The sequence below is a fragment of the Xanthomonas translucens pv. undulosa genome, from assembly GCF_017301775.1.
In the GTDB taxonomy this organism is placed as follows: Bacteria; Pseudomonadota; Gammaproteobacteria; order Xanthomonadales; family Xanthomonadaceae; genus Xanthomonas_A; species Xanthomonas_A translucens.
Genome location: NZ_CP063993.1, coordinates 844,566 through 868,789 on the forward strand (window position 1 = coordinate 844,566; position 24,224 = coordinate 868,789).

24 protein-coding genes are annotated in these 24,224 nt (G+C 70.0%); 9 read left to right on the top strand and 15 right to left on the bottom strand.

The features are described 5' to 3' along the window. Positions 1-6: 6 nt before the first annotated feature. Entirely contained in the window at positions 7-1,224 is a 1,218-nt protein-coding gene (gene trpB / locus ISN38_RS03430; RefSeq protein ID WP_003467457.1) for a tryptophan synthase subunit beta, read from the bottom strand. A gap of 95 nt (positions 1,225-1,319) precedes the next feature. Here trpB and ISN38_RS03435 point away from each other — a divergent pair, with 95 nt between their 5' ends. After that, positions 1,320-2,222 carry a LysR family transcriptional regulator gene (locus tag ISN38_RS03435; protein WP_058195569.1) on the top strand — a complete coding sequence of 301 codons (903 nt, stop codon included), beginning with the start codon at positions 1,320-1,322 and terminating at the stop codon, positions 2,220-2,222. Between the two features lie 147 nt (positions 2,223-2,369). Here ISN38_RS03435 and ISN38_RS03440 read toward each other — a convergent pair whose 3' ends face one another. The 8 genes from ISN38_RS03440 to prmB form a co-directional block, all read right to left on the bottom strand. Beyond that, positions 2,370-2,717: a toxic anion resistance protein gene (locus tag ISN38_RS03440; RefSeq protein WP_058358456.1), complete on the bottom strand. Its 348-nt coding sequence runs from the start codon at positions 2,715-2,717 to the stop codon at positions 2,370-2,372. A gap of 182 nt (positions 2,718-2,899) precedes the next feature. Then, on the bottom strand, positions 2,900-3,562 hold the full coding sequence (locus ISN38_RS03445; RefSeq protein WP_003467467.1) for a phosphoribosylanthranilate isomerase: 663 nt from the start codon (positions 3,560-3,562) through the stop codon (positions 2,900-2,902). Next, positions 3,559-4,332: a tRNA pseudouridine(38-40) synthase TruA gene (gene truA, locus ISN38_RS03450; RefSeq protein WP_003467468.1), complete on the bottom strand. Its 774-nt coding sequence runs from the start codon at positions 4,330-4,332 to the stop codon at positions 3,559-3,561. Before truA ends, ISN38_RS03445 begins: the two co-directional genes overlap by 4 nt. Before the next feature lie 308 nt (positions 4,333-4,640). Beyond that, positions 4,641-6,623 (bottom strand): type IV pilus assembly protein FimV, encoded by a 1,983-nt coding sequence (locus ISN38_RS03455; protein ID WP_425510380.1) that lies wholly within the window; start codon positions 6,621-6,623, stop codon positions 4,641-4,643. Between the two features lie 187 nt (positions 6,624-6,810). Continuing rightward, on the bottom strand, positions 6,811-7,836 hold the full coding sequence (locus ISN38_RS03460; protein WP_003467471.1) for an aspartate-semialdehyde dehydrogenase: 1,026 nt from the start codon (positions 7,834-7,836) through the stop codon (positions 6,811-6,813). A gap of 100 nt (positions 7,837-7,936) precedes the next feature. Then, a complete protein-coding gene (locus tag ISN38_RS03465; protein ID WP_058361412.1) occupies positions 7,937-8,974 on the bottom strand; it encodes a 2-hydroxyacid dehydrogenase in 1,038 nt (345 codons plus the stop codon). Beyond that, positions 8,967-10,070 (bottom strand): chorismate synthase, encoded by a 1,104-nt coding sequence (gene aroC, locus ISN38_RS03470; RefSeq protein ID WP_003467473.1) that lies wholly within the window; start codon positions 10,068-10,070, stop codon positions 8,967-8,969. The genes ISN38_RS03465 and aroC overlap by 8 nt, the downstream gene beginning before the upstream one ends. A 10-nt stretch (positions 10,071-10,080) precedes the next feature. Beyond that, the gene (prmB, locus tag ISN38_RS03475) at positions 10,081-11,007 is read right to left on the bottom strand and encodes a 50S ribosomal protein L3 N(5)-glutamine methyltransferase (protein ID WP_003467474.1); all 927 of its coding nucleotides are present in this window, start codon (positions 11,005-11,007) and stop codon (positions 10,081-10,083) included. A 79-nt stretch (positions 11,008-11,086) separates the two neighbouring features. Between prmB and ISN38_RS03480 the strand changes: the two genes are divergently transcribed. Continuing rightward, positions 11,087-11,734 (top strand): SCO family protein, encoded by a 648-nt coding sequence (locus ISN38_RS03480; protein WP_003467475.1) that lies wholly within the window; start codon positions 11,087-11,089, stop codon positions 11,732-11,734. After that, entirely contained in the window at positions 11,731-12,579 is an 849-nt protein-coding gene (gene asd, locus ISN38_RS03485) for an archaetidylserine decarboxylase (RefSeq protein WP_058362114.1), read from the top strand. Before ISN38_RS03480 ends, asd begins: the two co-directional genes overlap by 4 nt. Before the next feature lie 183 nt (positions 12,580-12,762). Here asd and ISN38_RS03490 read toward each other — a convergent pair whose 3' ends face one another. Continuing rightward, on the bottom strand, positions 12,763-14,361 hold the full coding sequence (locus ISN38_RS03490; RefSeq protein ID WP_038237176.1) for a transglycosylase SLT domain-containing protein: 1,599 nt from the start codon (positions 14,359-14,361) through the stop codon (positions 12,763-12,765). A 186-nt stretch (positions 14,362-14,547) separates the two neighbouring features. On the opposite strand from ISN38_RS03490, the gene ISN38_RS03495 reads away from it, so the two are divergent. Next, positions 14,548-16,053, top strand: coding sequence for a helicase HerA-like domain-containing protein (locus ISN38_RS03495; RefSeq protein ID WP_206712064.1), 1,506 nt, complete (start codon positions 14,548-14,550; stop codon positions 16,051-16,053). Positions 16,054-16,218: 165 nt separating this feature from the next. Here the strand turns inward: ISN38_RS03495 and ISN38_RS03500 are convergent, their stop codons facing one another. Beyond that, complete coding sequence (locus ISN38_RS03500) at positions 16,219-16,818, bottom strand: NUDIX domain-containing protein (protein WP_058362113.1); 600 nt, start codon at positions 16,816-16,818, stop codon at positions 16,219-16,221. A 251-nt stretch (positions 16,819-17,069) separates the two neighbouring features. On the opposite strand from ISN38_RS03500, the gene ISN38_RS03505 reads away from it, so the two are divergent. After that, positions 17,070-18,350, top strand: a complete 1,281-nt coding sequence (locus ISN38_RS03505) for a tetratricopeptide repeat protein (RefSeq protein ID WP_058362112.1) — start codon at positions 17,070-17,072, stop codon at positions 18,348-18,350. A gap of 42 nt (positions 18,351-18,392) precedes the next feature. On the opposite strand, the gene ISN38_RS03510 is transcribed toward ISN38_RS03505, so the two are convergent. Next, positions 18,393-19,847 (bottom strand): rhomboid family intramembrane serine protease, encoded by a 1,455-nt coding sequence (locus ISN38_RS03510; RefSeq protein ID WP_206712065.1) that lies wholly within the window; start codon positions 19,845-19,847, stop codon positions 18,393-18,395. Between the two features lie 109 nt (positions 19,848-19,956). Here ISN38_RS03510 and greB point away from each other — a divergent pair, with 109 nt between their 5' ends. From greB to ISN38_RS03530, 4 genes are all read left to right on the top strand, one after another. After that, the gene (gene greB, locus ISN38_RS03515; RefSeq protein ID WP_003467486.1) at positions 19,957-20,463 is read left to right on the top strand and encodes a transcription elongation factor GreB; all 507 of its coding nucleotides are present in this window, start codon (positions 19,957-19,959) and stop codon (positions 20,461-20,463) included. Between the two features lie 187 nt (positions 20,464-20,650). Further along, positions 20,651-21,313, top strand: a complete 663-nt coding sequence (locus tag ISN38_RS03520) for a dienelactone hydrolase family protein (RefSeq protein ID WP_003467488.1) — start codon at positions 20,651-20,653, stop codon at positions 21,311-21,313. 9 nt (positions 21,314-21,322) lie between these two features. Then, complete coding sequence (locus tag ISN38_RS03525; protein ID WP_003467489.1) at positions 21,323-21,730, top strand: HIT domain-containing protein; 408 nt, start codon at positions 21,323-21,325, stop codon at positions 21,728-21,730. 29 nt (positions 21,731-21,759) lie between these two features. Next, on the top strand, positions 21,760-21,927 hold the full coding sequence (locus ISN38_RS03530) for a LiaI-LiaF-like domain-containing protein (protein ID WP_003467495.1): 168 nt from the start codon (positions 21,760-21,762) through the stop codon (positions 21,925-21,927). A 166-nt stretch (positions 21,928-22,093) separates the two neighbouring features. Here ISN38_RS03530 and ISN38_RS03535 read toward each other — a convergent pair whose 3' ends face one another. The 3 genes from ISN38_RS03535 to apbC all read right to left on the bottom strand — a co-directional run bounded on the left by ISN38_RS03535 (position 22,094) and on the right by apbC (position 24,192). Further along, positions 22,094-22,612 (bottom strand): RDD family protein, encoded by a 519-nt coding sequence (locus tag ISN38_RS03535; RefSeq protein WP_003467496.1) that lies wholly within the window; start codon positions 22,610-22,612, stop codon positions 22,094-22,096. A gap of 27 nt (positions 22,613-22,639) precedes the next feature. Then, entirely contained in the window at positions 22,640-23,212 is a 573-nt protein-coding gene (gene dcd / locus ISN38_RS03540; RefSeq protein ID WP_003475544.1) for a dCTP deaminase, read from the bottom strand. A 128-nt stretch (positions 23,213-23,340) separates the two neighbouring features. After that, positions 23,341-24,192, bottom strand: coding sequence for an iron-sulfur cluster carrier protein ApbC (apbC, locus tag ISN38_RS03545; protein WP_003475546.1), 852 nt, complete (start codon positions 24,190-24,192; stop codon positions 23,341-23,343). Positions 24,193-24,224: the final 32 nt, after the last annotated feature.

Below are 24,224 nucleotides of genomic sequence, written 5' to 3' on the forward strand. Positions count from 1 at the left end.
GCCCGCTCACAGCACCATCCCTTCGCGCGCAGCGATGGTATGCACGTCCTTGTCGCCACGGCCGGACAGGTTGCACAGCACCAGCGCGTCCTTGGGCAGCTCGCGCGCCAGCTTGATCGACTGCGCCACCGCGTGGCTGGATTCCAGCGCGGCGAGGATGCCCTCGGTATGCGCCAGCAGGTGGAACGCGGCCAGCGCCTCGTCGTCGGTGATGCCCTGATAGACCGCGCGGCCGCTGTCGGACAGGAACGCGTGCTCGGGACCGACGCCGGGATAGTCCAGGCCGGCGGACACCGAATGGGTCTCGATGATCTGGCCGTCGTCGTCACAGATCACGTAGGTGCGGTTGCCGTGCAGCACGCCAGGGCGGCCGGCGGCGATCGAGGCGGCATGGCGGCCGGTAGCGACGCCCTCGCCGGCGGCTTCGGCGCCGTAGATCTTCACCCCCGGATCGTTGAGGAAGGCATGGAACAGGCCGATGGCGTTGCTGCCGCCGCCGACGCAGGCGCTGATCGCGTCCGGCAGGCGGCCGTAGTCCTCGAGCATCTGCGCGCGCGCCTCGCGGCCGACGATGGCGTTGAAGTCGCGCACCATGCGCGGATACGGATCCGGGCCGGCAACGGTGCCGATGATGTAGAAGGTGTCCTGCACATTGGTCACCCAGTCGCGCATCGCCTCGTTCAGCGCGTCCTTGAGCGTGGCCGAGCCGGAGGTCACCGGCACCACCCGGGCGCCGAGCAGCTGCATCCGGTAAACGTTGATCTTCTGCCGCTCGATGTCGGTGGCGCCCATGTACACCACGCATTCCAGGCCCAGCCGCGCGGCCACCGTGGCGCTGGCCACGCCGTGCTGGCCGGCGCCGGTCTCGGCGATGATGCGGGTCTTGCCCATGCGGCTGGCCAGCAGCGCCTGGCCGATGGTGTTGTTGATCTTGTGCGCGCCGGTGTGGTTCAGGTCCTCGCGCTTGAGCAGGATCTGCGCGCCGCCGACCTCGCGGCTGAGCCGCTCGGCGTGGTAGATCGGGCTGGGCCGGCCGACGTAGTGCTTGAGGTCCTTGTCGTACTCGGCGATGAAGGCCGGATCCTGGCGCGCCTGATCGTAGGCCGCTGCCAACTCCTGCAGCGGCCCGATCAGGGTCTCGGCGACGAAGCGGCCGCCGTAGCGGCCGAAATGGCCGTTGGCGTCGGGATAGACGTGGAAATCGCGAATAGGCACGGAGGACATGGCGCTCACGGTCAGCAGGACAGGCCTGCACTTTAGCGCACGCGTCGCCCGACAAAAACCGATAAAGTCTGCACATATCCGTCAGGAAATCTCACATGTCCAACCTGCGCCGCCTGCCTTCGCTGAACGCCCTGCGCGCGTTCGAGGCCGCCGCGCGGTTGCGCAGCGTCGGCGGCGCGGCGGCCGAACTGCACGTCACCCACGGCGCGGTCAGCCGCCAGATCCGGCTGCTGGAAGAGGAACTTGGGTTGGCGCTGCTGCAGCGCGAGGGCCGCGGCATCCGTCCCACCGCGGCCGGCGAGCGGCTGCGCGACGCGGCCGGCGGCGCCTTCGCGCAGTTGCAGGACGCGGTGGCGGCATTGCGCCGCCCGGCACGCGCCAGCGCCTTGGTGCTGGGCTGTCCGGGCAGCATCCTGGCGCGCTGGATGATTCCGCGGCTGCAGGCGCTGCAGCGCGACCTGCCCGCGCTGACCCTGCACCTGTCCGCGCACGAAGGGGAGTTCGGCGCCGACCTGGACGGCCTGGACGCGGCCCTGCTGCTCGGTCAGGCACCGTGGCCGGACGGCTGGCAGGTGCACGTGCTGGCGCCGGAGCGGATCGGCCCGGTGCTCAGCCCGGCGCTGCCGCAGGCGCAGGCGCTAGCGGCCGGCCCGCCCTCGGCGCTGCTGCAACAACCGCTGCTGCACACCGCCTCGCGCCCGCAGGCATGGCCCTCCTGGGCGCAGGCGCATGGCCTGGATCCGGCGGCGCTGCGCTACGGCACCGGCTTCGAACACCTGTACTACCTGCTCGAAGCGGCGCTGGCCGGCATCGGCGTGGCGATCGCGCCGCAGCCGCTGGTCGCCGACGACCTGGGCAACGGCCGCCTGCTGGCGCCGTGGGGCTTCGCCGAGACCGGCGGGCAGTGGGCGCTGTGCGCGCGCCGCGAGCAGCAGGATCCGCGGGTGCAGGCGCTGGCGCACTGGCTGGCGGGCGAGTTGCGGCAGGGCGGCGATTAAGCGTCTTCTTTCGCTTGTTTGCCGGGAACCAGCGCTACGGCAACGCTGCGGCGCGTTGTCGGATGTCTGTCGCGGCTGAAGCCGCTCCTACAGGGGCTCGCCGGCTGCCGAAAGCCATAGGCCGCTGCCCGCCGCCGACGCGACGCCTCAGCCGGCCGGGGTCGGCGCCGCCAGGCGCTGCTGCAGCTCGTCGCGCAAGCGCGCCAGCTCGACCTCGGCCGCGCGCCGCTGCTGCATGCCGTCGCGATGGATCTCGCGCACCTCTTCCGCCGTGGCGCTCAACGGCTCGTGCACGTGGCGCAGCATGTCCATGTCGATCACCGCACGCTGGTTGGCGCGCGCGGTGTTTACCGAGGTCTGCCGCATCAGTTCGGCGTTGCGACGCATGATGCCGTTGGTGGCGTCGTCGATGGCGCTGGACAGTGCCGCCGCGTTCTGCTGCTCGCTCAGCGACCGCTGGATCGCACACTGGCGCTTCCACGACGGGGCAGACAAACATCCAGGCTATTTTCGCTACAGGACGATGCCGCCTGCGGCAGCGACTTCAGCGGCGACGGATGCTGTCGAGCACGCGTGCCGCAACGCACGTCGCTGCCACGCGTTGTGAAGTGCTGAGAAATTGCGCCAACGCATGCCCTGCTGGTCGGCGCCGACATCGACATCGACTGCGAAGGCGCTCAGCAGTTGCTGTTCAACTCGTGGCAGTCGGCGCGGCGCACTTCCTCGACGAACTTGCGCATCTTGTGTCCGTCCTTGATGCCCGGCTGGCTCTCGATGCCGCTGGACACGTCCACGCCCCAGGGCAGCGTCGCCAGGATCGCGTCGAACACGTTGTCGGAGGTGATGCCGCCGGCAAGCAGGAACGGCCGGTGCAGGCCGGTGGGCAGCCGCGTCCAGTCGAAGGTCTTGCCGGAGCCGCCGCTGCCGCCCGGGGCATGGCTGTCGAACAGAAAGCCGGCCGCGTTCGGGTACTGCAGCTGCAGGGTGCGCGCGTTGATATCGCCGCCGCCCATCGGTACCGCTTTTAGGTACGGCAGGTTGAAGCCGCGGCAGAAGCCGTCGTCTTCGTCGCCATGGAACTGCAGCAGGGTCGGGCGCACCGTGCGCAGCACTTCGCGCACTTCGTCCTTGGGGTTGTCGCGGAACAGCGCGACCACGTCCACCATCGGCGAGGCGGCCTGGCGCATCGCGCGGGCCTCGGCCGGCGCCACCCGCCGCGGGCTGCCGTGGGCGAACACGAACCCCACCGAATCCACCCCAAGTTCGCCCGCCAGGCGGATGTCGCCGGCGCGGGTCATGCCGCAGAACTTGATGCGGGTGCGATACAGGGTGCGATTCATAGGGTGACCTCGGCCGGTAGCTTCCAGATATCGGGGTAGAGCGGACCGACGAAGACCAATCCCTGCGGCGGCGCAGTCGGGCCGGCGACGCTGCGGTCGCGCCCGGCAAGCAGTTCGCCGATCCAGGAAACCGGCTTGTCGCCTGCTCCTACCATGATTAAGGAGCCTACGATATTGCGCACCATGTGATGAAGGAATGCATTGGCCTGGACCTGGACCTCCACGACCTCGCCGAGCCGGGTCACCGCGATCGCCTGCAGCTCGCGCCGCGCATGCAGCGCCTGGCACTGGATGCTGCGGAACGCGCCGAAATCCTGCTCGCCCAGCAGCGCCTGCGCCGCTTCGTGCATCGCCTCGGCCTGCAGCGGCCGCCGCTCCCAGCTCAGCGTCTGCCGGTACAAGGCCGGGCGTACCTGGCGGTTGAGCAGGCGATAGCGGTAGCGCCGCGCGCGCGCCGAGAAGCGCGCATGGAAATCGTCCGCGGCCGGCACGCACCAGCGCACGCACACCGACGCCGGCAAGCGCGCGGTGGCGCCGAGCATCCAGCCGCGCGGCGCGCGCGGCGCATCGCAATCGAAATGCACCACCTGGCATTCGCCATGCACACCGGCGTCGGTGCGCCCGGCGCAGATCACGCTCACCGGCCTGTCGGCCACCGACGACAGCGCCGCCTGCAGCGTCGCCTGCACGCTCGGCCCACCGGATTCGCCGAGCTGTTGCCAGCCCTGGAACTCACTGCCGTCGTATTCCACGCCCAATGCGTAGCGCATCGCGCCCTACTCCCTCACCACGCGCAACGCGGGCCGCAGCGGCCATGGCACTGCACTGCGGCATGCGCGGGAGCCTGGCGCGATGCGCGGCCGAGCGGCGCTGGCCGAGCGCACAGGCAGCCGTGGCGATAGGGCGACCAGCACGCATGCGCGTGGGGCCGCAACGCTGGCCTGAGGCGCCGGCCGGCACACCGGCTGGCGGCGTGTCGGCGGCATCATCGCAAGCTCGCAGAGGTAGTCGCGCATCGTCGCATTCCCGGTCGCGGCAGCACGGCGGCGGCGCCTGCGCCGCACGCCGCCTGCTCGCATCAGTTCAAGCGGGCCAGCAACTGCTGGGCTTCGGCACGCGCCGCCGGATCGCCGGCGGCCGCCACTTCGACCAGCAGGGTGCGCGCGGTTTCGTTGTCGCCCAGGTCCATGTAGGCCACGGCCAGCTCCAGGCGCTCGCGGTCGATCGGCGGATGCGTGGGCGCCGGTTCGGGGGCCGGTTCGGCGGCGGCCGGCAGATCGCCTTGGTGCCAGGTCGGCTCCTTGCGTTGCACGAGCACCGGCGCCACTGGCGTCGGCGCCAGCAAGGGCGGCGGCTGCCGCCATGGTTCGTCGGCGTCGACCGGCGGCGGCGTGGGCGCGACCTCGGCATCGGGCCGTAGGGCAAAGTGCAGATGCTCCGCAGCCGGCACGGCGCCGCTGTCGTCGTGACGCTGCGCCTGCGCGGCCAGTTCGCGCTCGAATGCGTGGTCCTGGTATGCCCGCTCTTCGGCGGCCGCGTCTTCGGCCACTTCGCGCTCATGCTCGTGCTCGTCCAGCGGCGGCAGGTCCGGCGCATCGACGTCGCGATGCGCGACCACCGGCACCGCCGCGGCCAATGCTGCCGTGTCGTAGTCGTGCCGCGGTAGCGGCGGCAATGGCGAGGGCTTGCGGCGGCGTGCCAGCAGCAGCGCGCCCAGACCCAGCAGCAGCAGCGCCAGCCCGCCCCACAGCCACAACGGCCAGCCGCCGGAGCCCGCCGTCGGCGCGGGTTGCGCCTGCGCCTGGGTCTGCCCGGCCTGCGCCAGGCGCTTCTGCGCCGCGGCCAGGTCGCTGTCCTTCAACGCGATCAGTTGCTGCTGCTGGGCCTTGAGCTTCTCCAGCTGCTCGACACGCGAGCGCAGATCCTGGACCTCGGCATCGCGTGCCGCGAGATCTTCGCGCGCCTGCTGCAATTGTTGAGTCGCCACCATGTCTCCCTCGTCGCCGGCACCGGTGCCGGACTTGGTTCCCGCGTTGTCGCGTTGCGCCGGCACCGCCGGTGCGATTTCCAGGCGTGCGCCAGGCGTCGCCGCCGCGGGCGCGGCCGGCTTGGCGGCCGACTTGGCGCTGGCTTCTGCCTGCTGCGCCTGCGCCGGCTGCGGCACCGGCGCTCGCGCCTGCCGCCATTGCGCGGCCTGTTCGCGAACGATGGCGGTGGCCGCAGCGGCATCGATGCTGGCCAGCTCTTCCTGCCGCGGCGTGCGCAACACGGCGCCCTGCTTGAGCAGGTTGACGTTGCCGCGGATGAACGCATCCGGATTGGCGCGCAACAGCGCGACCATGGTCTGGTCCAGCGAGTGGCCGCCGCTGCGCGCCAGTTGCCCGGCGATCTGCGACAGGGTCTGCCCACGCTGCACCGGTGCCAGCGCATCGCCGGGCGCCGCGACTGGCGCTGGCGCGCTGCGCACCGGCGCGGCGGGTGCGGTCGGCGCTGCAGGCGTCGGCGTGCTGGCGGCCGGCGCCGACGGCTCGCGACGCGCGATGCGGTTGGACGGTACCGCGGCGGACGGTGCATCGATCGCCGGCGCGTCGATCGCCGCGGCGGTGTTGGGCGCATCCAGCAACGCCGAATACTCGCGGATCAACCGGCCCTGGCCCCAATCGACCTCGATCAGGAAGCTCAGCGAAGGCACCTCGACCGGCATGCTGCTGCTGACGCGGATCACCGCGCGGCCCTGGCTGGTCTGCGCGAAGCGGAACTGCAGGCTGCCGACCAGGCCGTCCGGTCGCTGCAGTCCAACCCGGGCGAAGGTCGCTGGCGAGGCCAGCGCCACGCGCGCGTTCTCCAGTTCGCCCGGTTCGTTGGAGATCACCGGGATCTCGGCCAGGAACGGCTGACCGGGCTTGGACAGCACGCGGATGTCGCCCAGCCCCAGCGCCAGCGCGGCCTGGCTGCAGGCCAGTAACAGCAGCGCGCACGCTGCGCGGCAAGCGCGGCTCAGCCTGGATGCAGACGCGGCATGGCGACGCAGACGATGGGGAATACGTGGTTGTAGGCGCATTACGCCCCTGCCCTTGGTGTCATGGCGTGCAATATATATGAAGCCGGGACTCGGGACCGGGGACTCGGGACCCGGAACAGCAAAAGCCAACGGCAAGAGCATGCTCGCTCTTGCCGTTGCACACGGCCTGTCGTCAGTGGCGATCTCCAAGCCAGCGTCGGCTTCCGGGTCCCGAGTCCCGGCTGTCTCAGCCTTCCTGCGCCACCAACTCGGCCAGTTGCACCGCGTTGAGCGCGGCGCCCTTGCGGATGTTGTCGGAGACGATCCACAGGTTGAGGCCGCGCGGATGCGAGATGTCCTCGCGGATGCGGCCGACGTAGACCGCGTCGTTGCCGGAGGCGTGGGTGACCGGGGTCGGATAGCCGCCGGGCTTGCGCTCGTCGACCACTTCCACGCCCGGCGCCGCGGCCAGCAGCGCGCGCGCCTGCTCGGCGCTGACCTTGCGCGTGGTCTCGATCGCGACCGCTTCGGAGTGGCCGTAGAACACCGGCACGCGCACCGCGGTCGGGTTCACCTGGATGCTGTCGTCGCCGAGGATCTTGCGCGTCTCCCAGACCAGCTTCATCTCCTCCTTGGTGAAGCCGTTTTCCAGGAAGTCGTCGATGTGCGGGATCAGGTTGAAGGCGATCTGTACCTGGAACTTCTTCGGCTCGATGTCCTGGAACGCCAGCAACTGCGCGGTCTGCTTGCCCAGTTCCTCCATGCCCGAACGGCCGCCGCCGGACACCGACTGGTAGGTGGCCACGTTGATGCGCTCGATGTTGTACTCACGATGCAGCGGCGCCAGCGCCACCAGCATCTGCATGGTGGAGCAGTTGGGATTGGCGATGATGCCGCGCGGGCGCTGCTTCAGCGCTTCCGGGTTCACTTCCGACACCACCAGCGGCACATCGTCGTCGTAGCGGAACGCCGAGGAGTTGTCGATCACCACCGCACCGGCGGCGGCGAACTTCGGCGCGTATTCCTTGGAGATGCCACCGCCGGCAGAGAACAGCGCGATGTCCACGCCGGTCGGGTCGAAGCTGGCCAAGTCGAGCACGGTGACCTTCTGGCCCTTGAACTCGATCTGGCCGCCGGCGGAGCGCTCGGAGGCCAGCGGGTACAGGGTGGCGATGGGGAAATCGCGCTCGGCGAGGATGGCCAGCATGGTTTCGCCAACAGCGCCGGTGGCGCCGACGACGGCGACGTTGAAACGACGGGATTCGTTGCTCATGGGAGATGGTTCGATCGGGTAGGAGAAAGGGGGAACAGCCGCACTGCCAGCTGGATTCGGGGAACCTCCCGAGCGCGCCGCTCAGGTCGCCGGAGGTTCCCTATCGTTTTTTGCCCGCGATGCCGCCGTCGCCATTGCCGGCGCCCGCGATCGCATCCAGGTTCAACGCATTCGGCGGACGCCCGGCGTCGGCACCGAAGCCCAGCGCGGCCAGCAGGTTGTCCACCGCCAGCGCCACCATCGCGCGGCGGGTCGCGGCGCTGGCGCTGCCAATATGCGGGGTCAGTACCACGTTGCGCAGCGCCAGCAGCTCCGGGCGCACCGCCGGCTCGCCTTCGTACACGTCCAGCCCGGCCGCGGCCAGACGCCCGTGCGCCAGCGCATCGGCCAGCGCCAGTTCGTCGATCAGGCCGCCGCGGGCGATGTTCACCAGCGTGGCGCCGGGCTTCATCTGCGCCAGCGCGGCGGCATCCAGGATGTGGTGCGACTGCGCCGAATACGGCAACACCAGCAGCAGGTGATCGGCGCGCGCCAGCAGGGCGTCGAAGCCGACGTACTCGGCGGCGTGCGCACGCTCCACCTCGGCCGGCAGGCGGCTGCGGTTGTGGTACAGCACGCGCATCGAGAAGCCGGCAGCGCGGCGCGCGATGGCCTGGCCGATGCGGCCCATGCCGAGGATGCCCAGGGTGCTGCCGTGCACGTCGGCGCCGAGCATGGTCTGGAACGACCATTGCTGCCACTGCCCCTCGCGCAACCAGCGCTCGGACTCGGTGATGCGCCGCGCGGCGGCCATCAGCAGCGCGAAGCCGAGGTCGGCGGTGGTTTCGGTGAGCACGTCGGGCGTGTTGCTGGCGACGATGTCGGCCGCGCTGAGCGCGTCCAGGTCGAGGTTGTTGTAGCCGACGCCGACATTGGCGATGGCGCGCAGCCGCGGCGCACCGGCGATCTCGGCCGCGCCGATGCGCTCGTTGAGCGTCACCAGCGCGCCGTCCAGCGGCGCCAGCGCCGCGGCCAGGTCTTGCTGCGAATACTTGGTCACGTCCGCGGTGGTGGTCAGCGCGCAATGTTCGCCGAGCCGTGCGACGACATCGTCGAACAGCGGTTGGCTGACCCACACCCGTGGCCGCGACTCAGCCATCGCCACCGCCGGGGATGTGCGGGGCCACGCTGCCGACGTCGCCGCACTGCGCGCGGTGGCGCAGCGCCTGATCCATCAGCACCAGCGCCATCATCGCCTCGGCGATCGGGGTGGCGCGGATGCCGACGCAGGGGTCGTGGCGGCCGGTGGTGATGACGTCCACCGCCTGCCCGTCCACGTCCACCGTGGCGCCGGGCAGGCGCAGGCTGGAGGTGGGCTTGAACGCCAGCGAGGCGACGATCGGCTGGCCGGTGGCGATGCCGCCGAGCACGCCGCCGGCGTGGTTGGACTGGAAGCCGTCCGGCGCGATCAGGTCGCGGTGCTCGGTGCCCTTCTGCGCCACCACGGCGAAGCCGTCGCCGATCTCCACGCCCTTGACCGCATTGATGCTCATTAACGCCGCGGCCAGTTCGCCGTCGAGCTTGCCGTAGATCGGCTCGCCCCAGCCCGGCGGCACGCCGTCGGCGACCACGGTGACCTTGGCGCCGATCGAATCGCCGGACTTGCGCAGCGCATCCATGTAACTTTCCAGCTCCGGCACCTGCGCCGCGTGCGGCCAGAAGAACGCGTTGTCCTCCACCGCATCCCAGGCGAAGCCCTGCGGCAGCACCGGCCCCAGTTGCGCCAGGTAGCCGCGCACGCGCACGCCGTAGCGCTGCGCCAGCCACTTCTTGGCGATCACGCCGGCGGCCACGCGCATCGTGGTCTCGCGCGCCGAGGAGCGGCCGCCGCCACGCGGATCGCGGATGCCGTACTTCTGCCAGTAGCTGTAGTCGGCATGGCCCGGGCGGAACTGGCGGGCGATGTCGGTGTAGTCCTTGCTGCGCTGGTCGGTGTTGCGGATCAGCAGGCCGATCGGGGTGCCAGTGGTGCGGCCTTCGTAGACCCCGGACAGGATCTCGATCTCGTCGGCCTCGCGCCGCGCCGAGGTGTGGCGGCTCTTGCCGCTGGCGCGGCGCTGCAGGTCGTGGGCGAATTCGGCCGCGTCCAGTTCCAGCCCAGGCGGGCAGCCGTCGATCACGCAGCCGATCGCCGGCCCGTGCGATTCGCCGAAGGTGGTGACGGTCAGCAGGGTGCCGAAGCTGTTCGCGCTCATGGCTGCCCGCTCACCGGCTCGCCGCCAGGTCGGCGATGCGCGCGTGGTGCGCGACCAGCGCGCTGGCTTCCACCGCGAAGATGCCCATCTGCCCGACCTTGAACTCGACCCAGGCGAAATCCACTTCCGGCAGCAGTTGCACCAGCGCGCGCTCGGATTCGCCGACTTCGCAGATCAGCAGGCCGTCCTCGCTGAGGTGCGCCGGCGCGTCGCGCAGGATCTTCAGCGCCAGGTCCAGGCCGTCAACGCCGGCGCGCAGGCCCAGTTCCGGCTCGTGCGCGTATTCGGGCGGCAGCGCGTCGGTCTCGGCGTGGGTGACGTACGGCGGATTGGTCACGATCAGCTCGTAGCGGCGCCCGCCCAGCCCGGCGAACAGGTCGGACTTGACCAGCTCGACGTTGTCGGCCAGCAGCCGCGCCTTGTTCTCCGCGGCCAGGGCCAGCGCGTCGTCGCTGATGTCGACCGCGTCCACCTGCCAGTTCGGGTTGTAGTGGCCCATCGCGATGGCGATGCAGCCCGAGCCGGTGCACAGGTCCAGCGCGCGGCTGACCTCGCGCCCGGCCAGCCACGGCTCGAAGCCGGCCTCGATCAGCTCGGCGATCGGCGAGCGCGGCACCAGCGCGCGCGCGTCGCTCTTGAAGCTGAGCCCGGCGAACCAGGCCTCGCCGGTCAGGTAGGCGGCGGGGATGCGCTCGGCGATGCGGCGCTCGAACAGCGCCAGCACCTGCGCCTTTTCCGGCGTGGTCACGCGCGCGCCGCCATAGGCCGGGCCCAGGTCGTGCGGCAGGTGCAGCGCGTGCAGCACCAGTTGCGTGGCTTCGTCCAGAGCGTTGTCGTAGCTGTGGCCGAAGCTCAGTTCGGCCGCATTGAAACGGCTGGTGCCGTAGCGGATCAGGTCGATGATCGTGTGGAGTTCGGCGGCCGCGTCGGCAGTCATGGCAACATGCAAGGCAATTCGGCCCCTGATTATAGAGGCCCGGCCGCTATCATGAGCGTTCGTTGCAAGGGAAATCAGTATGTTCAATCGCAACTTCGGCATCGTCCTGGTGGTCGCGCTGGCCGCCGGCCTGGGCTTGCTGCTGGCCCAGAAGTACTTCGGCGGCGGCGCTTCGGCGTGGCCCGAGACCCGCAGCGTGCGCCTGTACCCGCAGCCGCGCGCCCTGCCCGCCTTCCACCTGCGCCAGTCCGACGGCACGCCGCTGGTGCCCGGCGAGCTGAAAGGCCACTGGACGCTGGTGTTCCTGGGCTTCACCGCCTGCCCGGACGTGTGCCCGACCACCCTGGCCGACCTGGCCCGCGCGCAGCAGCAGTGGCAATCGATCCCGGACACGCTGCGCCCGCGGGTGCTGTTCGTCTCGGTCGATCCCGAACGCGACACCCCGGCGCGGCTGGGCGCCTACGCACACGGCTTCCACAAGGACACCCTGGCCGCTACCGCGGACGTGCCGGAGCTGGAACGCTTCGCCACCGCGCTGGGCTTCGTGTTCCAGAAGGTGCCCGGCAAGCATTTCCAGGAAAACCCCAACGACTACAGCATGGACCACTCGGCCGCGATCGCCGTGCTCGACCCGCAGGGCCGCCAGGCCGGGCTGATCCGGCCGCCGTTCGAGCCGGCGGCGATCGCCGCCGACCTGGAGGCGCTGACCAAGGCAACCGCGCCATGAGCCTGCTGACCACGCTGACCTACGTGCTGCCGCACCGGCTGCTGTCCTCGCTGGCGCGGCGCCTGGCCTACTCGTCGCGGCCGGGGCTGAAGCAATGGCTGATCGACACCGTGGTGCGTCGCTTCGGGGTGGACCTGGCCGAAGCCGCCGAACCCGATCCGCGCGCCTACCCGACCTTCAATGCGTTTTTCACCCGCGCACTGAAGCCCGGCGCGCGCGGCGCCGATCCCGACCCGCAGGCGCTGCTGATGCCGGCCGACGGCCGCATCAGCCAGCTCGGGCCGATCCAGGACGGACGCATCTTCCAGGCCAAGGGCCAGTCGTTCACCGCCGCCGAGCTGCTCGGCGACGCCGCCGCCGCGGCACCGTTCGCCAACGGCCTGTACGCCACCGTGTACCTGTCGCCGCGCGACTACCACCGCGTGCACATGCCGTGGACCGGCACCCTGCGCGAGACCGTGCATGTGCCGGGACGGCTGTTCAGCGTCGGCCCGGACGCGGTGCGCCACGTGCCGCGGCTGTTCGCGCGCAACGAGCGCCTGGTCTGCCATTTCGACACCAAGTTCGGCCCGATGGCCTCGGTGATGGTCGGCGCGCTGCTGGTCAGCGGCGTGGAGACGGTATGGAGCGGCGTGGAAATCCCGCGCTACGGCGACCGCATCACCCGCAAGGATTGGCGCGGCAAGGGCATCGTGCTGGAGCGGTTCGCGGAGATGGCACGTTTCAATTACGGCTCGACCGTGATCGTGCTGTTGCCGCCGGGCGTGGCGACACTCGACCCGGCACTGACGGCGGAAACGCCGGTTCGGCTGGGCCAGGCGCTCGCCAGGCGGCTGCAAGGCTGACGCGCGTAAGGAACCGCAGCGCGCTTCGACCGACCCCGCGCTTTCTGTAGGAGGGGCTTCAACCCCTCCTGCAAAAACTTCGGCTGCCCCTCGTGGGAGGGACTTCAGTCCCGACGCCTTGCCCGCAGGCAGAACGCGGACCACGCCCGCGTCGATGCCGCTCATCGCTTGCCGCGCAATCGCCTACTTGTCGCAGCCGGCCATCTTCAACGACTGGCCCGGCTTCAACGCATAGCCGGGCGCGCGCAGGCCGTTGGCCTTGGCCAACTGCTTGATGTCGCAGCTGTAACGGTCGGCGATGCGGCCCAGCGTGTCGCCCTTGGCCACGCGGTAGCTGCGCACCTGCCTGGGCTTGGGCTTGACCGGCGCCGGGCGTCCGGTGGCGATGGTGGTCGGCACCCCGGCCACCGGGGTCACGTCGCCCACCGCCACGTTGCCGGTGGGATCGGCCACCACGGGCGTGTTGCTGCGGATCGCCGCGTTGACGTCGGCGGTGATCAGCGCGCGCGCCAGGTCGGCACGTGGGCCGCTCACGCAATAGCGGTTGTACAGGCCGACGATCTTGGTGGTGGCGTTGATGCTGGCCCCTGCCGGGATCCAGCCATCGGGTTCGTAGCGTGGGTTGAGGTTGCGCAGCGCGCGCATGTAGCCGTCGCGGGTAGCGTCGCTGCCCAGGCAAATGGTCAGCTCGTAGATCGTGGTGGACTTGGCCAGGCGCAGCGTCGCCGGCTGCGCATTGATCTTCGGGAACGCTACGCCGTACTGCTGCGGGTGCAGGAAGATCCACGCCGCGGCGATCACCATCGGCACATAGTCCTTGGTCTCGGCCGGGAACTGGTTGTACACCGAGGCGTCCCAGAAGCTGCGCCCCTGCATCTGGTTGTACACGCGCGCGGCGCGGCCCTCGCCGCCGTTGTAGCCGGCCAGCGACAGCTCGATGCTGCGGTTGAGTTCGGCCATGCGCTCGTTGATGTACACCGCGCTGGCCTCGGCGGCGCTGCGCGCGTCGTAGCGGGTATCGAAGCCGGTGCCGTCCGGGCCAAGCCCGAAGCGGCGCCCGGTGGCCGGCATGAACTGCATCAGCCCGGCGGCGCCGACCCGCGAATTGGCGTGCACGCGGCCATTGGATTCCTTGGCGATGATGCCGAACAGCAGCGCTTCCGGCAGCCCGCGCTTCTCCCATTCCGGCCACATGATCGCGCGCAGGTTCTGGTAGTTCTCGTAGCTGTTCATCAGCGACGGGCGCATGTCGGTGAGCCAGCGGCGGATGCCGGCCTGCACCGCCGGGTTGTATTCGACCATCGCGTCGAAGGCATGCCGCTGGTCGTTGAGCAGGCTGGCCGCGCGCGCCGCTTCCGGCACATTGGCGGCCAGCGGACGGATGTGGTCCGGATCGGCCTGCAGCGGCGCGGCGTCGTCGTCGGTCGCATCGGCATCGGTCGCCGCGCCCTGCGCGTCGGCCTTGGCCTTGAGCAGGCGCTTGTACGCGCCCAGGTAGGTGCCGACCTCGCAGCCGCGCTGCTTGATGCAGGCATCGACCACGTCTTCGATGTCCTCCAGCGCCGCGTCGCTTTCCTGGGTGCCCTTGGGGTCGCTGTTGCCTACCAGCACCATCGCGTCGTTGTAGCGCTTCTCGGCCGCCGCCAGGCGCTGGTCGAGGACCGCGATGGCGGCCTTGTCGCGCGCGGAGACGCGTTCGGCGTGGGCAGACGGCGCGGCGCAAGCCAGCGCCAAGGCAGCCACGGCGGGCCATCCATGGGTGATACGGAACGAAAGGGGCATGATGGGACGCAACGACGGAAAGGCCGCAGGGTAGCCGCCGCTGTCACATCGCGGCAAGGTCGGGCAAGGACCGGCACCCCGCCAGCCGGGCGTTCGTTCATCGCTGCAGCCGGGCAAACCCGGCTCATAGCGAGCGGGCGCCGGCGCGAACGCCTAGAATCCGCCCACCTCACCGCGGAGCTGTTCATGGACCCGATCCTGCTGGGCAAAGGCCTGACCGACGACATAGCGGTGCTGCTGCAGCCGCGCCTGGGCAATCGCCACGGCCTGGTCGCCGGCGCCACCGGCACCGGCAAGACCGTGACCCTGATGACCCTGGCCGAGGGCTTCTCGCGGATCGGCGTGCCGGTGTTCATGGCCGACGTGAAGGGCGACGTGGCCGGGCTGGCGGTGGCCGGCGACGGCAGCCAGAACGTGCTGCAGCGCGCCAAGGAGATTGGCGTGGCCGACTACGCCCCGGCCGCCAACCCGGTGGTGTTCTGGGACCTGTACGGCCAGCTCGGCCACCCGGTGCGCACCACCGTCAGCGAGATGGGGCCGACCCTGCTGGCGCGGATCCTGGAACTCAACGACACCCAGGCCGGGGTGCTCGAAACCGTGTTCAAGCTGGCCGACGACCGCGGCCTGCTGCTGCTCGACCTGGACGACCTGCGCGCGCTGCTGGCGCTGGTGGTGGAGCAGCGCAAGGACATCTCCACCGAATACGGCCTGGTCAGCGCGCCGTCGGTGGCGGCGATCCAGCGCGCGCTGCTGCGCCTGGCGCAGGACGGCGGCGAAGGCTTCTTCGGCGAGCCGGCGCTGGACCTGGCCGAACTGATGCGGGTCGGCAGCGACGGCCGCGGCGTGATCGGCATCCTCGCCGCCGCGCAATTGGTGCTCAAGCCGCGCCTGTACTCGACCTTCCTGCTGTGGCTGCTGTCGGAACTGTTCGAGCGGTTGCCGGAAGTGGGCGACCTGGACAAGCCCAAGCTGGTGTTCGTGTTCGACGAGGCGCACCTGCTGTTCGACGACGCGCCGCCGGCGCTGGTGCAGCGCATCGAGCAGGTGGTGCGGCTGATCCGCTCCAAGGGCGTGGGCGTGTACTTCTGCTCGCAGTTCCCCGACGACGTGCCGGACAACATCCTCGGCCAGCTCGGCAACCGCGTGCAGCACGCGCTGCGCGCCTACACCCCGCGCGACCAGAAGGCGGTGCGCACCGCCGCCGAGACCTTCGTCGCCAATCCTAAGCTGGACGTGGCCAAGGCCATCTCCCAGCTCGGCACCGGCGAGGCCCTGGTCTCTACGCTGCAGGACCAGGGCGTGCCGATGCCGGTGCAGCAGACCCTGATCGCGCCGCCACGCTGCCGGATGGGCGCGATCTCCGACGCCGAGCGCGCGCAGGTACGCGCCGCCAGCGTGGTCGGTACCCGCTACGACACCGCGGTCAACCGCGACTCGGCGGCGGAAATGCTGGCACGCCGGGTCGAGCAGGTGGCCGAGAAGACTGCGGCACCGGCGGCGCGCACCCGCGAGCAGGACGACGCGCAGGACAGCGGCTTCGGCCAGGCGGTCAAGGACGCGGTGTTCGGCACCAAGCGCCGCCAGGGCATGCTCGAGGCGATGGCCAAGCAGACCTCGCGTACCGTCGGCAACCGCATCGGCCAGCAGATCGTGCGCGGCATCTTCGGCAGCATCTTCGGCGGCAAGCGCTGAGCGTGGTGGATGGCGAAGGCAGGCGCGTGCCCACGGCACGGCAAACCCATTTTCGGCCTAGATGATGGACTTTTGTAGGAGCGGCTTCAGCCGCGACCGGCTCTACCGAGAGCGCCGATCGCGAGCGAAGCCGCTCCCGATGCGTAGAGGGCCGAAAGAAAAACCCTACCCCAGCACCCCATGCAGCTTGGCATACTGCAGCAGCATGATGGTCTTGCCGTCGGCGATCGCGCCGGATTCGATCATCGCCAGCGCGGTATCGAGCGTCAGTTCCAGCACCTCGATCTCCTCACCCTCTGCCGCGACCCCGCCGCCCGCGCCGAGCTTGTCGCCGTCGAAATACTCGCCGACGAAGAAATACAGCCGCTCGGTCACCGAGCCCGGACTCATGAACGCCTCGAACACCTTGCGCACGTTCTCGATCCGGTAGCCGGTTTCCTCTTCGGTCTCCTTGCGGATGCAGGTCTGCGCATCGTGCTGGTCGAGCAGCCCGGCGCAGGCCTCGATCAGCATGCCGTCGGGATTGCCGTTGAGCAGCGTCGGCAGCCGGAACTGGCGGGTCAGCAGCACCGTCTGCTTGGCGCGGCTGTAGAGCAGGATGGTGGCGCCGTTGCCGCGGTCGTAGGCCTCGCGCGACAGCGTCTGCCAGCTGCCATCGTTGCGCTGGAAATCGAAGCTGACCTTGCGCAGCACGTACCAGTTGTCAGACAGCACGGCGATGTCGCGGATGCGCACGCGCGGATTGCCTGCAGGAAATGGATTCAAGCGGAAACTCCCTGTGATCGAATGGCGGCGCCGCCGTCTGCGCGCGGAGCGCACCGAAGCTGCCGCGACCAGGCCTGTACCGACGGCCATTCTATCGGCCGCAGCGCGGCGCCAGCGGACAGGGTGCGGCAGCAACCGGCACTGCATCGTTCCCCCGCCGGCAGCGGCGCAATCGGCATGCCCGCGCGCCCGATTGCATGCGCGTCCGGCGCGTCGCACAATCGGCGCACATCAAATGCAGGGGGGGCGTCATGGAAGACCGTCATCGCGCCGGCGCAAGCCGTGCGCACCGCAGCACACCCGCACCTTTCTGGGCGCGCACCCGCGCCATCGCGCTGTATCCACTGCGCGGCGGCGCATTGTTCGCGCTGATCGCGCTGACCCTGTGCCGCCTGCTGGGGATGTTACCGGGCATCGGCTGGATCCTCGGCATGGTCACCGCGCTGGCGATTTACAAATACGCCTTCGAGATCCTGCGGCATACCGCCGACGGCTACATGGAGGCGCCCGAGCGCGGCTTCGACATCGGCGACGGGGTGGTCCTGCGGCTGCTGGCGCTGATGATCGTGCTCGGCGCGGTGGTGGTCGCGGCGGCGCTGCTCGCCGGCCCGATCGCCGGCATGCTGACGCTGCTGGCGGTGGTGCTGCTGCAGCCAGGTTTCCTGATCTCGCTGGCCATCGACGGCAGCCTGCGCCGCGCGCTGAATCCGGCCGTGTCGATCGGCCTGGCGCTGCGCATCGGCTGGCCGTACCTGGCCGCGTTCGGCCTGCTGTTCGTGATCCAGGCCAGCGCGCTGACCGCGGCCAACCGGTTGCAGCAGTACCTGCCGCCGTTGGCCAGCGATCTAGCGGTTGGCGTGGTCACGATCTGGGGCCTGTTCGCCGCCTTCCACCTGCTGGGCTATCTGGTCTACCAGTACCACGAGGTGCTGGGCTACGAACCGGCCGCCGACGACGACGCGACGCATGCTCGCCACGATCCGGACCAACGCGTGCTCGACGAGGCCGAGCAGTTCGTGCGCGACGGCCATGCCGTCGAGGCGCTGCAGCTGCTGCGCGGCGAAGTGCGTTCGCGGGCAGTGAGCCTGGAGGTGCACGAACTGTACCAGCGCCTGTTGCGCAGCGGCGGGCGCGCCGACGACCTGCGCGAGCACAGCCGCCAGTACATCAACCGCCTGCTGCAGGAAAAGCAGGAACGGCGCGCATTGGCGCTGCTGCGCGAAGCCCTGAATGCCGATCCCGACTTCGCCCCGCTGCTGCCGGAACAGGCCTCGCTGCTGGCCGAGCGCGCGCAGTTGGCCGGGCAGTTCAAGCTCGCGCTCGATGGCCTGCTCGCCGCGCGGCGCGCCTGGCCCAAGGAGCCGGAATTTAGCGTCTGGTCGCTGGGCGCGGCGCTGTTGCTGGCCGAACGTTGCGGCGACGACGCGCAGGCGCGCACGCTGCTGCAGGACGCGCTCGCGCACTGCGAGGACGAGGCGCAACGCGGCAAGCTGCAGGCGGCGCTGAAGGCGCTGACCATCGCGCCGGCCTAGCGCCGGCGCGCGACAGGGCGGCCATGCCGCCGCCAACGGCACTCACGCGTTGGCGAGCAGGAACCGCGCGTTGTCCGCCTGCGGCAGATCCGGGTAGCGCTCGATCACCGCGAGCAGCAGGCGGCGCCATTCGTCAGCGGCCTGTCGCTCGCCGTGGCCCAGCGCGAGCCGGAACCAGTGCTGCGCCTGTTCACAGCGCGGCACCGCGGCCGCCTCCTGCAACAGCAGCGCTTCGGCATCGTGCAAGCGGCCCAGCGCCAGCCAGCGATCGAACAGCAGCGCACGCGTCGCCGCATCCACGGCGATGGCGCCGGCAGCGCAGTCGCCGAGCAACGCCGCCTGCGCTTGCGCTTCCTGCGCCGTGGTCGCCGGCAGGCGCAGCAGTTCGATCGCGCGCGCCTGCGCGGCACACGCATCGCCGGCATTGCGCGCCACCCGGTAGCGCGCCTGCGCCACGTCGAAGCGGCGTGGCTGCTCGGCGGCGAGTTCGTCGAGCAGGAACGCGGCCTCGCGGTTCTCCAGCCGCCCCAGATGCCGTTGCGCGCGCTCCCAACGGTCGTCCGCGGCGGCCACGGCCTCGTCGCGCATGAACGCCTCGCGGGTCTGCCGCATCGCCACCAGCGCCGCGCCGAGCAGCGCGCCGACGACCAGGCCGCCGGCGTGCGCATCGAAGCCGATCCCGGCGTCGCCATTGGCCAGCAGGTTGTACAGCTCCCAGCCCAGCCACAGCGGCAGCAGGGCGATCGCCGGACCGCGCACGTAGTCGAACACCACCGCGAACCAGTAGAAGAAGCGCACCGGCCGCCGCCCCCAGACCACGCAGAACGCCCCCATCAGCGCGGCGATGGCGCCGGACGCGCCCAGCCCGCCGCCGGCCTCGCCCCAGCGCCAGGCCAGGCTGACCGCGCTCGCCCCGAACGCGCCCAGCAGGTAGACCAGCAGGAACCGCCAGCGCCCGATCGCCCCTTCCAGCAAGGTGCCAAGCACGACCAGGAACAGCATGTTGCCGAACAGATGCAACCCATCGGCATGCAGGAACGCCGAGGACAGCATCCGCGCCGGCGACCATTCGGAACTGCGCTGCAGATGGCGCAAGGTGAACACCCGGTCCAGCAACGCGTCGTAGCGGGCGCGCAGTGGCGCCCAGGCCTGCTGCGCGGCCGGGTCCTCCAACGCCTCGCCGCTGCGCAGCGCCTGCACGAAACGCACGTCGTTGAGGCTGGCGCCACCGACGAACTCCGCCTGCTGCGCAGCCGGCACGCGCTCGAACTGGGCGAGCGCATCTTCGCGCCCGCTGCGCCGCAGGTAGTGCGCGTAGGCCGGCGCTTCGTGAGCGCCGAGTCCGGAATCGAGGTAATAGCGCTGCGCCTGTTGCAGCGGCACCGCGTCCTGGCGCTGCCAACCGAGATAGACCGCCACGTTGAGCAGCACCAGCAGCAGCGTGACCAGCGGAAAATTCTCCCGCGACAGCGGCTTGTGCAATGGCAGGATCAGCATCGAACAACGTCCTTGTGGATGGCCGCGCCAGCTTCGGCCATCGCCCGCGGGTGCGCAAGCCGGGCGCACGCGCTAGCATCGCCACCCCGCTCCACCGCAGTGCGAATCGATGAGCCGCTGGCGTCCCCCTGCCGAAAAGAGCACCGCCCTGATCACCGCCGAAGGCCACGCCCGGCTCAAGGCCGAGTTGGAGGAGCTGTGGCGCGTGCGCCGGCCGGAGGTGGTCAAGGCGCTGGCCGCGGCCGCGGCCGAAGGCGACCGCTCGGAAAACGCCGAGTACACCTACCGCAAGAGACAGCTGGGCGAGATCGACCGCCGCGTGCGCTACCTGAGCAAGCGCCTGGAAGCGCTGCGGGTGGTGGACACCGCGCCGTCCGATCCGCAGGCGGTGTTCTTCGGCGCGGTAGTCGAGCTGGAAGACGCCGACAGCGGCGAGCTGCTGCGCTACCGCATCGTCGGCCCGGACGAGACCGATGCCGGCCGCGGCTGGATCAGCATCGACTCGCCGCTGGCGCGGGCGCTGCTGAAGAAGCGCATCGACGACGAGATCGAGGCGCAACTGCCCGGCGGCCGCCACAGCTTCGTGGTGGTGTCGGTGCACTACGCGGCGCCGTGAGCGCCCGCCAGCGCCTGCACGGCACGACGACACGGCGAAGTTCGGGCCATCGAGCAAGGCCGGCAACCGCGCACACCCGAACCGGTCGCAGGCGATCGGGCATCCCCGGCTGTCCTGGATCGCGTTAACGGGCCGCACCTGCCAGGCGTGGATAATCGACGCCTTTCTCCCACCACAGGAACGCGCCATGGGCCACTGGACTACCCTCGATACCGCGCACGGCCAGGTCGCGGCCTGGCATGCCCTGCCGCAAGGCGCCCCGCGCGGCGGCCTGGTGCTCATCCAGGAGATCTTCGGCGTCACCGCCTACATCCGCGAGGTCGCCGACTACTACGCCGCGCAAGGCTACGAAGTGCTGGCTCCGGGCCTGTTCGATCCGGTAGAGAGGGACGCACAGCTGAACTACGACCAGGACGGGGTGAACAAGGGCCTGGAACTGGTCGGTGCCCTCGGCTTCGACAAGGCATTGGACATCGTGCAGGCCGCGGCCCAGGCGCTGGCGCCGGCCGGCAAGGTCGGCACCGTCGGCTATTGCTGGGGCGGCAGCGTCGCGCTGCTGGCGGCGATCAGGCTGGGGCTGCCGTCGGTCAGCTACTACGGCGGGCGCAACACCCAGTTCCTCGACGAGACGCCGAAGGCGCCGGTGCTGTTCCACTTCGGCGCGCGGGACAGCAGCATTCCGCCGGAAGCGGTGCAGCAGCATCGCGAGAAGCTGCCGCGGATGCAGACCTACGTGTATCCGGCCGGGCATGGCTTCGACCGCCATGTCGATCCCAACCACTACGACGCCGACAGCGCCGACAGCGCGCGCCAGCGCAGCCTCGCCTTCCTCGCCGAACACTTGGGCTGAGCCGCGACGATGGCCGATTTCACGCTCGATCCGCGCTTGCAGGCCGATAGCGCGTTCGTCGCCGACGGCCCGCTGTCGCAGGTGCGGCTGATGGACGACGCGCGCTTCCCGTGGCTGTTGCTGGTGCCGCGCGTGGCCGATGCCAGCGAGTGGATCGACCTGGACGGCGCACAGCAGCGCCTGCTGCTGGCCGAAATCAACCAGCTCTCGCAGCTGCTGCGCGGCGAACCGGACGTGCACAAACTCAACATCGGCGCACTGGGCAATATCGTGCGCCAATTGCACGTGCACCTGATCGGGCGCCACCCAGGCGACGCGGCCTGGCCCGGGCCGGTGTGGGGCAGCGGCACGCCGCAGCGGCTGCCGGCCGATGTCCTGCAGACCCGTGTTGCGGCGTGGCGGCAACGGCTACGATAGGCGCCCCTTTTGACGGAAGCCGCGCCTCCATGAAATCCAATGTGATCGCCGCCATCGTGCTGATCGTGATCGGCCTGGTGTTCCTGGCCAACAACCTGGGCTGGACCAATCTCAGCCTGGGCCGGCTGATCGCTACCTGGTGGCCGGCGATCCTGGTCGCGGTCGGCGTCGGCATGCTGTTCGGCCGCGGCAAGTAGTCGCTGCCGGGATCGGCGATGCGGGATTGGCGATTGGATCCGGCGATCTCCACCTCCCGGCTGCCCGCGCCACGCGATCGGCCTTCGCAACCGGTTCCAGGCCTGGCGCAGGTCGGCGCGGCCGCGCCGTTACCGGCCGCCGATGCGCGGCGGCCGGCACGACGTCTCAACGGCGGACGTTGACCACCTGGGTGCCGGCAATCAGGTCGTGCAGGCAGCGCTTGTCCTGGCGGAAGATGAACAGCGCATCCAGCAGCGCGTAGACGTTGCCTGCGACCGGTACCAGCGACAGCAGCTGGGTCGACAGGTAGCGCAGCACGATCAGCCTCCACAGCGGCGGTTGCCCGCCATGCAGATCGACGATGCGGATCGACAGCAGCTTCTTGCCCCAGGTCTGCCTGGTCCTGGCCAGCGGATAGCCCTGCACCACCACGAACGCCAGCGCCACATAGCCGGCCATGGCCAGCAACGATATCGCCTCGCCACCGCGCGCCGCCGCCATGACCTTGCCGAAATAGCCGGTGAGCGCGGCCAGCGGCATGAAGATCAGCAGCGAAATCACCCCGTCGATCAGCGATGCGCCGAGGCGCTCGCCGCGGCCGGCCAGCACATCGGCAGCGTTTAGCGCCAGCGGCGCGGACGGCAGCGGCGCTTCAGGCGCTTGGTAAGGATTGTGGTCGTTCATTGCGCGCTACTTGTGCAATGGAAAAACTCAGGTCCTGGGCAGGGTCACGCCGGTCTGGCCCTGGTACTTGCCGCCGCGGTCCTTGTAGCTGGTCTGGCAGATGTCGTCGGCATCGGACTGGAAGAACAGCATCTGCGCCACGCCTTCGTTGGCGTAGATGCGCGCCGGCAACGGCGTGGTGTTGCTGAATTCCAGAGTGACGTGCCCTTCCCACTCCGGCTCCAGCGGCGTGACATTGACGATGATGCCGCAGCGCGCGTAAGTGCTCTTGCCCAGGCACACCACCAGCGTATCGCGCGGGATGCGGAAGAATTCCACCGTGCGCGCCAGGGCGAAGCTGTTGGGCGGGATGATGCATTCGTCGGCCTCGATGTCCACGAAGCTCTTCGGATCGAAGCGCTTGGGATCGACGATGGTCGAGTTGATGTTGGTGAACACCTTGAACTCGCGCGAGCAGCGCACGTCGTAGCCGTAGCTGGAGGTGCCGTAACTGACGATGCGCTCGCCGTTGACCTGCTTCACCTGGCCCGGCTCGTAGGGCGCGATCATGCCGTGTTGCTCGGACATGCGGCGGATCCAGCGGTCGCTCTTGATGCTCATACGTCTTCCTGATGCCTGTGGCGGCAGATCGAAACCTGCACGCCGGGAGCGCGGCCGACGCCGGAGCGGGCCGCAGTGACCGGCGATTCTAGCCGGTCGCGGCGCGTTCGCGGCGGCCGTGGCAGCACTCAGAGCAGCGAGGCGGAAATCGGGATCGACGCGCGCGGCCGCTTGCGCAGTTCCTCGGTCAGGCGCTGCGCGGCGGCCAGATAGGCCTGCGCGGCGGCCGAGTCCGGGGCCGACGCCACGATCGGGGTGCCGGCGTCGCCCTGCTCGCGGATCGCGATCGCCAGCGGCAGCGACCCCAGCAGCGGCACGCCGTATTGCTGCGCCATGCGCTGGCCGCCACCTTCGCCGAACAGGTGCTCGACATGGCCGCATTGCGTACAGGTATGCACCGCCATGTTCTCGACGATGCCCAGCACCGGCACCTCGACCTTCTCGAACATCTTCAGCGCCTTTTTCGCATCCAGCGTGGCGATGTCCTGCGGCGTGGTCACGATCACCGCGCCGGCCACCGGGATCTTCTGCGCCAGGGTCAGCTGGATGTCGCCGGTGCCCGGCGGCAGGTCGATCAGCAGGTAATCCAGGTCGTCCCACAGCGTATCGGTGAACAGTTGGGTCAGCGCCGAGGTCGCCATCGGCCCGCGCCAGATCATCGGCGTGTCCTGGTCCACCAGCAGCCCGATCGACATCGCCTCGATGCCGAACGCACGCATCGGCTCGATCGACTTGTTGTCGGGGCTGTCCGGACGGCCGCTCAGGCCGAGCATGGCCGGCACGCTCGGGCCATAGACATCGGCGTCCAGCACCCCGACCCGCGCGCCCTGGCGCTGCAGCGCCAGCGCCAGGTTCACCGCGGTGGTGGACTTGCCCACCCCGCCCTTGCCGGAGCCGATGGCGATGACGTTGCGGATCCGCGGCAGCGGCGCGAGGTTGGGCTGGACGGCATGGGCGGGAATGCGGGGGCGGGCGGTCATCGGGAACTCGCGAACTAAGGAGGGGCGAACAT